12 protein-coding genes and 1 pseudogene are annotated in these 13,263 nt (G+C 59.4%); all 13 read left to right on the forward strand.

Translation table 11 applies throughout. The features are described 5' to 3' along the window. Positions 1-618: 618 nt before the first annotated feature. The 13 genes and pseudogenes from OHA73_RS45820 to OHA73_RS34240 all read left to right on the forward strand — a co-directional run bounded on the left by OHA73_RS45820 (position 619) and on the right by OHA73_RS34240 (position 12,489). The gene (locus tag OHA73_RS45820; RefSeq protein ID WP_443063155.1) at positions 619-930 is read left to right on the forward strand and encodes an HNH endonuclease; all 312 of its coding nucleotides are present in this window, start codon (positions 619-621) and stop codon (positions 928-930) included. Between the two features lie 635 nt (positions 931-1,565). Beyond that, positions 1,566-3,140, forward strand: coding sequence for a DNA primase family protein (locus OHA73_RS34185; protein ID WP_327656974.1), 1,575 nt, complete (start codon positions 1,566-1,568; stop codon positions 3,138-3,140). Positions 3,141-3,459: 319 nt separating this feature from the next. Further along, entirely contained in the window at positions 3,460-3,774 is a 315-nt protein-coding gene (locus tag OHA73_RS34190; protein ID WP_327656975.1) for a hypothetical protein, read from the forward strand. Between the two features lie 328 nt (positions 3,775-4,102). Continuing rightward, a complete protein-coding gene (locus tag OHA73_RS34195) occupies positions 4,103-4,264 on the forward strand; it encodes a hypothetical protein (RefSeq protein WP_327656976.1) in 162 nt (53 codons plus the stop codon). Between the two features lie 21 nt (positions 4,265-4,285). Then, positions 4,286-4,666 carry a hypothetical protein gene (locus tag OHA73_RS34200; RefSeq protein WP_327656977.1) on the forward strand — a complete coding sequence of 127 codons (381 nt, stop codon included), beginning with the start codon at positions 4,286-4,288 and terminating at the stop codon, positions 4,664-4,666. 142 nt (positions 4,667-4,808) lie between these two features. After that, entirely contained in the window at positions 4,809-5,180 is a 372-nt protein-coding gene (locus tag OHA73_RS34205; protein WP_327656978.1) for a hypothetical protein, read from the forward strand. A 2-nt stretch (positions 5,181-5,182) separates the two neighbouring features. Next, positions 5,183-5,470, forward strand: coding sequence for a hypothetical protein (locus OHA73_RS34210; RefSeq protein WP_327656979.1), 288 nt, complete (start codon positions 5,183-5,185; stop codon positions 5,468-5,470). Continuing rightward, complete coding sequence (locus tag OHA73_RS34215) at positions 5,467-5,823, forward strand: hypothetical protein (protein WP_327656980.1); 357 nt, start codon at positions 5,467-5,469, stop codon at positions 5,821-5,823. The genes OHA73_RS34210 and OHA73_RS34215 overlap by 4 nt, the downstream gene beginning before the upstream one ends. Further along, positions 5,820-6,725, forward strand: coding sequence for a hypothetical protein (locus OHA73_RS34220; protein ID WP_327656981.1), 906 nt, complete (start codon positions 5,820-5,822; stop codon positions 6,723-6,725). Before OHA73_RS34215 ends, OHA73_RS34220 begins: the two co-directional genes overlap by 4 nt. Next, positions 6,722-7,042, forward strand: coding sequence for a hypothetical protein (locus tag OHA73_RS34225; RefSeq protein WP_327656982.1), 321 nt, complete (start codon positions 6,722-6,724; stop codon positions 7,040-7,042). The genes OHA73_RS34220 and OHA73_RS34225 overlap by 4 nt, the downstream gene beginning before the upstream one ends. 241 nt (positions 7,043-7,283) lie before the next feature. Beyond that, a complete protein-coding gene (locus OHA73_RS34230; RefSeq protein WP_327656983.1) occupies positions 7,284-10,643 on the forward strand; it encodes a transglycosylase SLT domain-containing protein in 3,360 nt (1,119 codons plus the stop codon). Between the two features lie 634 nt (positions 10,644-11,277). Further along, positions 11,278-12,019, forward strand: a pseudogene (locus OHA73_RS34235) (XRE family transcriptional regulator). Further along, a complete protein-coding gene (locus tag OHA73_RS34240; protein ID WP_327656984.1) occupies positions 12,019-12,489 on the forward strand; it encodes an NUDIX domain-containing protein in 471 nt (156 codons plus the stop codon). Before OHA73_RS34235 ends, OHA73_RS34240 begins: the two are co-directional and overlap by 1 nt. Positions 12,490-13,263: the final 774 nt, after the last annotated feature.

The raw sequence follows: 13,263 nt of genomic DNA on the forward strand, positions 1-13,263 counted from the left end.
ACGTCGAATCCAGGCGAAAAGCCGCAATTAGTGAGCGGGTAACTACGTTGAGAGAGGGCGCAAGGTTTTCCCAGGTGGTCTAGACCACTCATTCCGAGCAAGCAAGATCATTCTCACCTGCATTGACCTGGGAAAACGTACTCCATACAGTGTCAACCCGAGGTTGACGACTCCAGGCTGCTTCGAATACCGCACCTATACCGGAAATGACCCCTGAAAGAGCCCTGGAGGGGCTAGGACCCTTCGACCGGTGGGGAAAACCATTTTCCCCGGACCCCAAGTCTCTGACCTGCGCTTTCCTCTCGTTTTTGGCCTCTGGAAGCAAAAAATGCCATTTTTCAAAAACTTCTCTCCACGACATACCCTCTTCTACATATATAGTTTTCTAAATCTTTTTCCCATTTTCCCCTAAGTAGTATTTTTAAGGTTGTTTGTGCAGGTCAGAGGGTGTTTCGAGGTCGGGGAAAATGGCGGGGAAATGGCGGTGAAATGGGGAAAACGGACGTAGAGGGACGCCACGACAGCGTTAAATGTAACGAAACGTGACGGAACGGACGCGCTTCGAGGTCGCCGGCTGGGGGAGCGCTTTCCAATCACGTACCGGGCGTTGACCCAAGCATGAACACATACAAGAGCACGCTTTTTCAGACCAAGCGCATACCTGGATTCCCCAGCTACATCGTCACCGATTCGGGAATCGTATTCGGCCCCAGGAACGGCTTCGACGAGCCCCTGAGTTCCACCCTGCGACCCGACGGGCGCCTGTGGGTCCAACTAGTCGCCCCGAACGGGACGGGCCGCCACAAGGGCATAGACAGGCTTGTCTGCATGACGTTCAACGGGCCATCGCCTACCCCGCGCACGCGGGTACGGCATATTGACGGAGACCCGAGGAACAACCGGGCCGAGAATCTCGTATGGGCCGCGTAGCCGCCATGGCAAAGCCCCGCTACCGGGTTCGAGGCAGTAGCGGGGCTTGACCGCGCGGCCGGGGGAGTTGTTGTGCACCGCATCCCGCGTCCATCGCCATGACTTCCGGCCGCGCAGTCTGATCAACGCACCAGGGCCGGATTGGTTCCGCACGTGCCCGAAGATCACCCTTGGGTATGAACGGGTATCAGGTGTTGACGCATTCCACCCGCGTACCGGGCGTATTACGCAATCGAGAGACCTTCCGGACGCTCCTGTTCCCTCAGCCGCCCGGAAGTATCTCCACCTCGGGGGTTGCGGATAGGGCTCCGAGGCCTTTCTGTCCGTTTATCGAACATTCCCGTATGTCCGTTTCGCGTGGTATCATATAACCACGGGCTAACTCTAGCCAACAAACCCCTTCTAAACCTCAAGGGATACCCCTATGCCTGAACAGCGATCGAATCCAGCAAACACCAAACGAACTGTAATGCGATTCCACTGTCCCGCATGGCTACAGGAAGCCATCGTGGAGGCGTGCAACGAATATGAAATGTCCGCTAGCGAATACGTCCGCATGGTTCTCACCAAGGACCTGTCCGCCCGAGGGTTCTTCGAGAACAAGTGATCCTGAGATGCCAGAGGAGGCACAAGGAATGAGTAAGACCATCATCACAGTTGGTAAGAATCACGAGTATGACCTGGTCGGGCCGCCGTTGGGTGAAGGTGTACCCGGTGCACTGAACGACCAGGACGTTACTCCAGAGCAGTTTGAGAAATACCAAAGGATGTTCCCCAACGTCCGCGTCAGGCGCTGGTCTGACAGTGGCCTTGCGGAAAGGGTGATTGATCTTTACGGAGACCGCATCCGCTACAACCCCGCCTTCAAGACCCACTACGTGTGGAACGAGGAGACGCGGCTTTGGCAAGAGACCGACCACGGGGCGTTCGTACACCTTGTGGGGAAGGTCATTACGGAGCACCTCCCTTGTGAGGATCTGTTCTACAGCGAAGCCAAGGTGGAGCGTGGGGGGAAGCTCGTAAGTGAGCGGGACGACTTCCGCAGATGGCGTCGAAGCGTGGACACGGAAGCCCGCTTCAACGCAGTGGCGCGGTTCCTAACCAGCTTCCCGGAGCTACGCATAACGTTGGACGATTTCGACAAGGACCCTTGGACTCTCAACACCCCGAACGGCGTGATCGATATGCGTGAACGCAGCCGGTCACCGCGCCCCGCCGAGCCCGGAGACATGCTTACCCGTGTGACGGGCGTGGGTATCGACGAGGTAGGGACGGAGCCATTCGAGTTTGAGAAGTTCTTGCACCTGGTGCAGCCCAACCCGGAGCACCGCAAGTACCTACAGGTACTGCTCGGTATGGCCGCGTATGGCGACCCCGGTGAGCACATGTTCGTGTTCCACCAGGGAGAGGGCGGAAACGGCAAGGGTGTGCTTCTGAGGCTCTTGAATATGGTCCTGGGGGACTACTACCGGACGGCCTCACGAACGGGCCTCACAGTGGCAGGTAACACCTTTGAAGAGTCGACGTGGCCCGGTGTTCGTCTACTCGTCGGGGACGAGATGGGTAACGCGGACCTTGACCAGAACAAGCTCAAGGACCTTACGGGTGGTGGCCAGATCATGGCGAACGCCAAACACAAGCCACACGCTCCGTTCACGCCCAGGTTCTCTCTGCACCTCTGTGGGAACGAGTGGCCCACGCTGGCCAACACGGATTCAATCGAGCGCCGCTATCGCCCTGTGGCCTGGACGGTAAAGCCGTCGAGCGACGAATGGGCGCAGTTCCAGCGGAACGGCCAGAAGGACCCTGCCGACTACCTGTTTGAGGAGGAGGGGGAACAGATCCTCTCTTGGATTCTGGCCGGATACCTGACGTACAGGGTCCACGGCCTCAACGTGCCTCAAGATCTTCAGGACATGGCCGCCGAACAGTTGCTAGCCAATGACTCGGTGACCCTTTTCGCGACATCATGCCTTGTGGCCGATGACGGGTGGGACGACGACAGCGCAGACGGTTGCTTCAAAATCTCGCAGAAGGAGATGTACTCGCAGTACAAGAGGTGGTGTCGACAGGCTGGACACACTGCGCAGGGGGTTAAGCAGTTCAACCGGGATCTGAGAAAGTGCGCATCCGGGCTTGGTTTCGCTCACAACGCTTCACGCGGGCGCCCGGCATGGGTCGGCGTGCGGTATGAGGAGTCCGACGACTGACACCGCCACCACAACTCCCGTACAGAATCCGGGAGTTGAGGGCACCGGCTGCTCGCCGGCCTCGGGACGCGTCGGTCCTAGATCGGCGCTCCCCAAACCCGGCCACGTTTCCTAGGACTGCTGTCCGTCTGTGTCGCTCACCGGTGCGGGAGGGTCGTTGTTCAGTTGGTCCATAAATGTCTCTTATGTCCACCAGGGCGTCAAGGGTTTCCGAGGGCATTTCTTTACGTGCCGGTAACATCACGCAAAGTTTTTCAGGGAATTCCGACAAGTGGGCGTAATCTTAACCATATCAACCAAATTCAATAGAGTAAGGAAGGTGAACGTCATGTTCAATAAGCAGAACAAGGAAGACAGGAAAGCCGCAAAGGAGACCGTGAAGGACCAGAAGGGGTCGGTAGAAGATCTCTCAATCACGATCATTCGCACCACCCGGCTGGACGCCGGTTTCGCAGACTGCAAGTGGGGGATAACCAACGGCTACGGCTATCTCGTCAAGGCCGGAGTTTTCCCCGGTTATAACCGGACCCTGACGCACGCTAGGAAGGCGGCTGACAAGCTCCGGGCCAAGGCGGGACTAGAGCCCCTGGAGTATGCCGTGAAGACCGTGAACGCGGTTCGTACGGTCTCGTGATGGACCCGAACCTGAACGCCCGCCTGCGGCACTCAGACGCTTGCCCGAGCTGCGGGCAGCCCCGGCCTGCCAACAAGCCCCCAGGGCCCACAGGGAAGCTGCTTTACAACTGCTCAGGCTGTCAGCGCCGATGGGCGCGATGGCTTCCCTGAGATACGAGCGAAAAGAATCCCTGTAGGCCTCCGAATTTCTCTCCGGAGGCCTTCTTTGTGGGAATTCGCAGGTCAAATGCAATTACGCCCTACATACCATCGAGTATGCGAAATGTCAAGCTGGACCTGCTATAATTAATACATGAGTCACACTGAATCATGAGAAGGGAGTGAGAATGCAGCGCAAAGAGCTGAAGAAGTACCCCGAGCACCTCAATGGGTATTTCCCAAAAGACCAGGCTGACAGCATCCACGCACTCGCCGAGGCGAGAGATGTACCGGCCGCCCACATACTTCGCGAAGCCGTGAAGTTCTATCTCCGAGTACTTGCTGAATAGTTCCTAGAAAGGAATTTGAAAATGTCGAATGTTGAAGTAACCCCGAACTATCTGACCGTGGACACGTCCACCCCCGAGCCAGCAGGGCAAGCCGTCGGTACCGGTGACACCGCCGTACTCACTCCCGACGAGCACAAGCCTTTCAAGGGCCGGTATCTGCTCATCCGCATGAAGGAAAGTGGCTCTGTGGCCACCTCTACCGCCACCGTCAAGGCAGGCGACCGCGCTTCACAGCACGTTCGCGGTGACCGTACCGCCGAGACGTTCACGTCAGGTCAAGTCAAGTATGTACAGGTCGACTTGAACCGGTACCTCCAGGCCGATGGAAGCGTCCACATCGACGTGGGCGGCGTCAGCGGATCGGTGACCTTCACGGTCATCCAACTGAGCAACCGCACCTGAGCAACACCCCTTTTTTTTTTGCAGCACAAGCGTTGACACGAGTCAACGAGGCTAGAAGCCACAGCAACACCAAACCCCGGCCAGGTGCCGGAGATTGAGGGCAAGACCATGACCAATGACTTCTTAAAAGTGAGGCATCACAATGCAGTTCATCAAAAATCACGAGACCCCGCCCATCTGGCCGGATGAGGTCGCCGCAGCGATCTGCGATCCCAACGAGGACTTTGGCGACGGGCCTGCCCCCGCCGACTATGACCCGTACGAGAACTACTTCCTGAACGACGCTTGGGCCAACAAGATCGGATCGTTCGACTCGCTCTATCTTCAGCAGTTCCGACCGTCCGAACCTTGTGGGTGTGGCCAGGAGTTCGACACAGCGGCCGTGTTCGTGATCCACGCCGAGGACTGTCTCCAGGCGCCGGAGTACCGCTACGAGCCCGCCTACCGGGCGATCTTCACTCGCAGGTCTTTCCTAGCCTCACAGCGCGCGCTCAGCGCCAAGGTCGGTGAGTGACCGTGGATTTCATCGTGATCAACCGTGACGCGGTGCTCGACGAGTCGCTGTCCGATATCGAGCTTGCCCACCACTTCAAACCCGCTCGCCCCTGTGACGACTGTGGCCAGGCGTTTGAAACGGCGGCCTTGTACATCGCCCATCACGCCGACTGCCCTGGGCTGGCTTTCAGTTCAACACCGTTCGAGTTCCACAGCGCCACCGAAATTGAGGCCTCCCGCCGCTGGCGAGATGGCGTCGTACGCGCTCTCACAGCACCTGCCACTTTTTGGGGAGGCAACACCAAATGAAGAACACAGAAAACCACCGCAAGCACCCCGTACATGACCTGTCTGTAGACATCACCACTGGTGACATGACGACCGGCTTCTACTACGCCTTTTACAACGTCGACACCAAGCGGAAGTACGTGACGATCGACTTCGTCCAGCACGAGCTTTCTCGACTTGTCGTCGAGTGCTTCCTGGACCGGGAGTTGACTGCCGACGAGCACGTCCACCACCTCAACGGACAGACCGCCCAGGACAGCATCGCGAACCTGGAAGTCCGCGACTACGCCGAGGAACTTCCTCCCGTCGGCACTGTGCCGACGCCGACGTTCAACTTCAACAAGTCACCCAAGAAGCTGGGGGTTTGGTCATGACCGACGTTTTCGATTCTCTACGAAAGGCCGACCCCGAGCGCGAGGCGACCGAAGCGGCAAGGGCAGCCGGTCGACAGAGCAAGCTCGCAAAGGCCGGAGCGCTCGCCCAGGGTGATCTGGAAGCCGCCGCGATAATCGAAGTCGACCGTATCGAGGCGCAGTTGAAGGCCGCGGAGGAGGCGGAAGGTGAGATGCTGTTCCGGCTCACATCGGGGACCGGCGCCCCTGTGAAGCGGGAGGCTCTTGAACAAGCCCGGCGTGACGTCGACTTCTTCGCGAAGCAACTCGTCGGCGCGGGTGCCAAGCTCGACCGTGCCAGGGACGAGATGCGTCGCCGCGAACTGGCGCAACTGGCCAAGGAAGTCGCGGAGTTCGCCGACAGCCCCAGCTCGCCGGCTCGCCGCGCAAGCAAGGCGTACAGGGCCGCTGACGAAGCCCTCCGAGAAGCCCTTGCTGCTGTGGAGGAGCACAACAGTGCAGTAGCAGCCTTCAAGCTCCGTGCACGCGAGCTGGACGCCAAGGAGAGCCGAGGGCCCGCCTATCCGGCTGAGCCTGTGGCGTTCGACTTCAGCAAGCTGGTCAGTGGTCCATACGTCCTTGACCGGGTCGATGGGCGCCAAATGGCCGCGTACGTGGTGAACATCGTGAACCCGGACATCGACACTCGCCCCCACGGACGGGCCGTCACGCACCCGTACAAGGACGTTGGCGCTCTGGCGTCCGTTGTCTCGGGGGTCTGCAACCGGAAGATGCCTGACGCCGAGCGCCTCTACTACCGCGACGCAGACGGCTATAGCTTCGCGTTCGACCAGGCGCCCGGCCTAGTCGAGGTCGCTAACAAGGGCCTGTCGAAGATCTCCCACGATGACGTCTGGGACTGGAACCGGAAGGCTCGCCGATGAGTGAGATCAACGTCTACAACGTCGGCGACGACGACACGGGCTATCAACCGCCAAAAATTCCCGATGTGGTCACACAGGAATGGATCAACGAGGCCAGTCCGGCCGAGATGATGCTAGCGGCGAGTCAGGGCAAGCTCCGAGGGTCCGGCGCCTACGCGGTGCCGGTCGACCCCAACGAGAAGCCCCAGAAGCCGTTCCGGCCGTTCGCTCCCGAGCCTACGGGCCCGACGATTACGCGAGATGACCTCAAGCGCATGAGCACCGAGGACATCAACCGCGCGTACGCCGAGGGCCTACTCGACGATCTCCTCTACTGATACCAGCCTCCGCCTCTTACGACCTTTCGAAGCGGAGGCTTCAAGACCCAACTCCCTGTGGATACACCACATTTCGCGCCACAGGGGGTTGCACCACCCGATAACTCCCGCTGATCGCACCACACACACACAGCTCTGGCCAGCGCTTCCTGTGATCAGCAACCAAGGGCAATCGACGATGTGTCGATTGCCCTTTGTCGTATCCGAAATCAATTTGCTTACTACACCGAAAGGACTTCACATGAGCGAAGTAGCCAGGCTCTCGATAACCGTAAATGCCAATACCCGAAGGGCCGTCACTGAACTCGCCTCACTGGACGCCGTTGTCAGGCGAACCGGTGACTCGATGTCCCGTCACTCGGCCGTCATGGACCGTCAGCGCGACACCATCAACCGGCTTTCACAGAGCCACAGTCGACTGTCCGGGGTTACCCGTCGGAATTCCGGCGACATGGACCGCCTCGGGAACGCCACAGACAACAGCTCTGGCCACATGGGGCGATTCGCCAAGATAGTTGTGGCTACGTCCGTAGCCGCTACTGCACTGTTCCCTGTGATGCAGGGTGGTCTCGCCGTCATAGGTGGTCTGACCAGCGCCTTTACCCTCGCCGGCTCGGCGGCAACAGTGTTCGGCATAGCCGTTACGTCCTACCTGAAGAACACGAAACAGGGACAGGCCGAACTCACCCGGTTGAGCCAGGCATTCGACAAGTTCGGGAAGTCGACTGCCGGGTTCGTATCCCAGCCGGTTCACACGTTCTTCTCGGGCCTGGTTCGATCTCTCCGTAACCTTGTACCCCTTGTGGCCGCAGTAGCCCCGGTAGCCAACAAGGTTGCTGAGGCCTTCCACAAGTGGTCCGGTACGCGACTTCAGCAATGGGTCTCGTTCATTGCATCCAAGGGCGTCCCTATCCTCGCGCACTTCGTGTCTATAGGTAGGTCCCTGGGCAAGACGTTCGGCGCGGCTGTAATTCAGTTCCAGCCGTTCGGTACAACGATCCTGAGCGTCCTGGACAAGGGCGCTGCTGCAATGGCCCGTTGGGCCCAAGGCGGCGGTTTCTCGGCCTTCATGCAGACTGTCCATGCGAACGGTCCCATGGTCGCCAACTTCTTCAAGACCCTGTGGCAGGCCCTTAGCAACATCACACAGGCAATGAGCATTCTCGGCCCGCTCGGGCTCGGCCTTACGACGATGTTCCTGAAGCTGATCGCGGTTCTGCCTCCGCAAGTCCTCGCCCTGATGGCTGTGGGAATCAGCGCTATTGCTATCGCCACAAAGCTTTGGAAGATCCAACAGCAGGGTCTGAACCTGACGATGCTGGCTTCCCCGTTCTTCTGGGTCGTTGCAGCAATCGTCGGACTGGTAGCGGCAATTGTGTGGGTGGCTACCAAAACGACTTGGTTCCAGACGGCATGGAAGTACACGTGGAATGCCATCAAGGCCGCTACTAGCGCCACGCTGAACTTCCTGAAATCCATATTCCACACAGTGATCAACTTCCTCACTGGTAAGTGGGGTTGGCTGATTGCAGTGATCGGCCCTGTGGGTTGGCTGATTGCCCTCGGGGCTCACTGGCGTCAAGTCTGGGGCTTTGTAAAGGCCGTTGGCCAGGCAATCTGGAATTTCCTTAAGCGTGCCTGGTCCGGAACGGTCAACTTCTTCCGCAATGCAGCGAACGCGCTGAGCGGAGCCGTCCACCGTATTTGGTCCTCTCTGTGGAACTGGGCCAAATCAAAAGCCTCTGCTGTTTGGAACTGGCTAAAGGGTGCGTGGTCTCGGACCACAGGCGCTCTCCGTAATTCAGCCCGCTGGGTTAGCGGCGCCGTGACCGGAATTTGGCGCGGCCTGTGGAACTGGGTCGGAGATAAGGCCAAGGCGGTCTGGAACTGGGTTCTGGACAGGGCCAAGAGTTTCGGCAAATCCATCATCAGCCGGTTCAAGGACATCAAAGACAAGATCGGCGATGCCTGGAACAAGCTGAAGTCTATCTTCAAGGCGCCGGTCAAATTCCTGATCGATGTTGTCATCAACAAGGGAATTATCGGCTCGGCTAACTGGCTGATCGATAAGCTTGGTGGCGGTAAGAACACCATTAAGCCGGTCAAGTCCCCCAAGGGGTTCGCCACTGGTGGTTACACCGGTAATGGCGGGAAGTACACCCCCGCCGGTGTTGTTCACCGTGGCGAGTACGTTCTGAACAAGGAATCTACTGCCAAGATCGGTGTTAACCGACTTCACCACATGAACCGTACCGGTCAGGTGCCTGGCTACGCCAAGGGCGGATTTGCCGGAATGGAGCAGAGTTTCCCGAAGATTGCGTCTCTAAAGAGCACCATCTCTGCAAACAAGAAGAGCGAAGGCAACGTCGAGAAGTTTCTCGACTTCGGGGCCAGCGCTCTAGGCTTCGGTGCAGCCGTCGATATCAAGGACGTTCTTAAGGGGGCCGGTAAGTGGATCGGCAACGTCAAGGGCGCGGCGGGTAGTCTCGGCGGCATCATGGGTCCGATCTTCAAAGGACTTGTCGGCAAGCTGTGGCCGCTTCTGAAGGAAGTGTTCAAGTCCGTCTTTGAAGCTAACCAGGCGACCGGTAACGGCTATGTTGCGGGTCCGGACTGGAAGGGGGGAGACGGAAACCGGGTTTCGTACCATGGCGCCACCATGGACGCGTACACGATGCGTCTGCTCAAAAAGGCCGAGAGCATTTACGGTGCGCTGTTCAGTATCTCGCAGGGCTCGTTCCACGCGGGCGTGGGCGCCTCTGCGGGTACCCACGATGGTGGTGGTGTCGTTGACATCGCGCAGCATTCCAACAAGGTTGTTGGCGCTCTGCGCGCGTCAGGCTTCGCGGCCTGGGCACGTACACCGTCTGAAGGTTTCTCACCCCACACGCACGCTGTAGCTGTGAAGGACAAGCTTCTTTCTCCGCAGGCGCGTAACCAGGTATCGGACTTCTTCAAGGGTCGCAACGGCTTGGCGGACAACGGTCCTGACACCTACACCCCTCCGGGTGGTGGCAAGGGTTCGTCCAAGGGTTCCAACCGTTCCATCGTGTCCCGAGTTCTGGCCGAGCTTCACCAAAGTCAGAGCAACATCGACAACGTGATGCGGGCCATCAACAAGGAGTCTGGCGGCAACCCTCGGGTTGTCAACAACTGGGACAGCAACGCCCGACGGGGAACCCCCTCAAAGGGCCTCCTACAGGTCATTGACCCGACGTTCAAGGCTTACGCAGGTAAGTACAAGAACCGTTCGATCTTTGACCCGTACGCCAATATCTACGCAGCTATCAACTACGCCATGCACACATATGGCTCAGGTTGGTCCGCTCGTATGGCCCGGCCGGGAGGCTATGCAACCGGCGTTCGCAACGCCCCTCGCGGGCTCGCGTGGGTCGGCGAGAATGGTCCGGAGCTGATGAACTTCCGAGGCGGGGAGAGCGTTACTCCGAACCGGCAGTCACTGGCTATCGCAGGGTCCGGTGGAGGAGACATCATCGTGAACATCAGTCTCAACGGTGCGAACCTCGCTAGCTCACGACAGATAGAAGACGCTGTGGTTGCCGCTATTGAGTCAGCTAAGCGAAAGGGTCGGAGGATCTAAAAAGCGCGAAAAACCCGTCTCTCCTGTGGAAGCCATCCACAGTGGGGCGCGGGTTTTGCCGTTTAAAGGGGCCTGTACGGCCGCCTGAGCGCCTTTAAGGGGTCGGTGCGTGTAGTTGGTCGCGCGGCGCGTACGCGGCCTGCTAGCGGGCTCACAGAGGACAAGGGGTATCCCTCTGTGAACCCGCCGCTTGTGATCCGGACGCCCGAGGCTTCGCCGTCGTCACCCGGGCGCCCGGAATCCTTGGGCCGTGGCGGCAAGCTAGTGCCTTGTGGACTGATCGGGCCGAGCGTCAAGCCGCCTTGCCGGGGCATTCGCCGTAGTGGCGGTATGGCCCTGGTGCCGGTGGCCCCGAGGGGCGGTCGACAGCCAGTCGCCACACGCGGTCGAGAGCCTTGATCTCCTGTCGACAGAAGGCGCATTTCTCGCCCGCTGGCGCGAACGTCACGTACTCGCCCTGCCTGGCGTCTGTGGTGTCTGTGGTTGCAGCCATGTCCCCGACTCCTCTTGCTCCCTGGGGGTCCAGGGTGTGGCCGGTCGCTGGGACGGGGGTACCTCGTACGTTTCCCACTTGGGGACGTCCCAAGGGTGCTAGAACGTCCCTATGGCTGCTAACGAACGCCTCCGGGCATCCATGACCGGTGGGGGGTGGACCCATGCCACGCTCGCCGAGCAAGTCGGCATAGATCCCAAGAGCGTTGAGCGTTGAGCGTTGGGTGAATCTGGGCCGGGTACCGCGACGGACCACAGCCCACAGAGCCTCGGAGATCCTGGGCGAGGACGTACACGCCCTCTGGCCCTCACTCCGTCAGGCGCGTAACGCTAGGGCCGTGAGTCCAGAACTGGTCGCCCTGTACGAGCGTCGCGCCGATCTGCCCGTGTCGGCGTTCATTGACCTCATCTCGGCCGCTCGCTCGCGGGTGGACATCCTCGTCTACGCGGGGGTGTTCTTGCATGAGGCGTATCCGGGCCTGAACGATCTTCTGGCGCGGGTCGCCGGCTCGGGTGGCCAGGTGCGCATCGCGGTGGGGGACGCCGACTCAACGAACGTCCGAGCGCGTGGACTTGAAGAAAAGTTCGGGCATGGCATCGAGTCGCGTTGCCGACTGGCCCTCATGCACTACATGCCGCTTGTCGGGACTCCGGGGGTCGAGGTCCGGACGCATTCGACCACCCTCTACAACTCGCTCTATCGCGTCGATGACCAGATGTTCGTCAATGCCCACGTGTGGGGCGTGAACGCCTACGGTGCCCCCGTCTGGCACCTGCGGCGAGCCGAGGGCGGGACCATGTTCGCCACGTACTCCGATTCATTCGATGCCGTCTGGGCAACCGGAACCCCCACCCCTGTGGCTACGACTACGGAGGTCAGCTAATGGCGCGCACGGAGTACTACGACGACCCGGACGCCCCGAAGCCGAACAGCATGGTTGTGGCGGCCTCTGCGGTCGTGCTCGACGAGCAAGGCCGGGTGCTGCTCCAGAGGCGCGCAGACAGCGGCCTGTGGGCCTTGCCGGGCGGCGGGATGGAACTGGGGGAGTCCCTGCCGGGGTGTGCCGTCCGGGAGGTCAAGGAAGAGACCGGGCTCGACGTCGAGATCACAGGGCTTGTCGGCACCTACACCGATCCGCGACACATCATCGCTTACACCGATGGCGAGGTGCGGCGGCAGTTCAACATCTGTTTTACGGCCCAGATCGTCGGCGGGTCCCTTGCGATTTCCGATGAATCCACAGAGCTGCGGTTCGTCGCTGTGGGCTCGATTCCCTCGCTCGACATGCACCACACACAGCGTCTACGCCTTGAGCACTACGCCGCCCGCCGTTCCGGGCCGTATCTCGGGTGATTTTCGGAATGTGGACTTCCCCGCGCGGTGAGGTCACCTAGACTTCAGCTTCTGTGAGGCCGTGGACCCACCGGAGTGGCGGGTACCTAGTCGCAGAGTTCAGGCCCCGGACCTTGTGGCCGTCCTGATGAACGAGCGGCGGTCTAACGGTGCCGAGGGAACTTCTTCAGGGCGAATTACCCTTGGCACCCCTACTCGTGAACGCAAAAATACCCGCCTTCCACAGAGAGAGTATGGGCTCTCCGTGAATTGCGGGTATTTCTGTTTAGGGCGAGGCATCGTCCTAGAAAGGGTTCCCAACGGCCAGCCGTGAAGTGAGCCATTGTGAACTAGTTCCCATTCTATCAGCCGCTAAGCCATTTCCTTCAAGATCATTTAGGAATTGGTCTCTGGGATTTTATTCGACCTCGCCTTTGTGTGATCTGTGTCACATTCACCTTTTGAGGCTTGGGTTTAACGAGGTGTCACCGCGCAATATACCCAGGGGGGCCATTTAGGACTTATTAACTATCGACCTGGGGTCTCGATAACCACATGAGCGACTCAATCTGTGGAATGTCGACGTAATCGAGACGAGATCTCTGATCTCTCATCGACCGACAGTCGCGCTCGTCGAGTCGCGAATCAATCATGTCGTGACCAGGAAGAACGTCCGAACGGTGCGCTTCAGGATTCCTACGTTTCAAAGACGAGACATCCGAAACACCTTGGAATCGTATGACCTAAGCTCGCGTTTCCGCAGTAAACGTTCCGCGCTGCCTGTGAGACAGGTAC

This window comes from Streptomyces sp. NBC_00483 (assembly GCF_036013745.1).
Lineage (GTDB): Bacteria > Actinomycetota > Actinomycetes > Streptomycetales > Streptomycetaceae > Streptomyces.

Coding starts and splice junctions, on each gene's coding strand:
- OHA73_RS45820 (WP_443063155.1), top strand. CDS start 619: ATGAACACATACAAGAGCACGCTTTTTCAGACCAAGCGCATACCTGGA.
- OHA73_RS34195 (WP_327656976.1), top strand. CDS start 4,103: ATGCAGCGCAAAGAGCTGAAGAAGTACCCCGAGCACCTCAATGGGTAT.
- OHA73_RS34205 (WP_327656978.1), top strand. CDS start 4,809: ATGCAGTTCATCAAAAATCACGAGACCCCGCCCATCTGGCCGGATGAG.
- OHA73_RS34225 (WP_327656982.1), top strand. CDS start 6,722: ATGAGTGAGATCAACGTCTACAACGTCGGCGACGACGACACGGGCTAT.
- OHA73_RS34240 (WP_327656984.1), top strand. CDS start 12,019: ATGGCGCGCACGGAGTACTACGACGACCCGGACGCCCCGAAGCCGAAC.
- OHA73_RS34220 (WP_327656981.1), top strand. CDS start 5,820: ATGACCGACGTTTTCGATTCTCTACGAAAGGCCGACCCCGAGCGCGAG.
- OHA73_RS34185 (WP_327656974.1), top strand. CDS start 1,566: ATGAGTAAGACCATCATCACAGTTGGTAAGAATCACGAGTATGACCTG.
- OHA73_RS34200 (WP_327656977.1), top strand. CDS start 4,286: ATGTCGAATGTTGAAGTAACCCCGAACTATCTGACCGTGGACACGTCC.
- OHA73_RS34215 (WP_327656980.1), top strand. CDS start 5,467: ATGAAGAACACAGAAAACCACCGCAAGCACCCCGTACATGACCTGTCT.
- OHA73_RS34230 (WP_327656983.1), top strand. CDS start 7,284: ATGAGCGAAGTAGCCAGGCTCTCGATAACCGTAAATGCCAATACCCGA.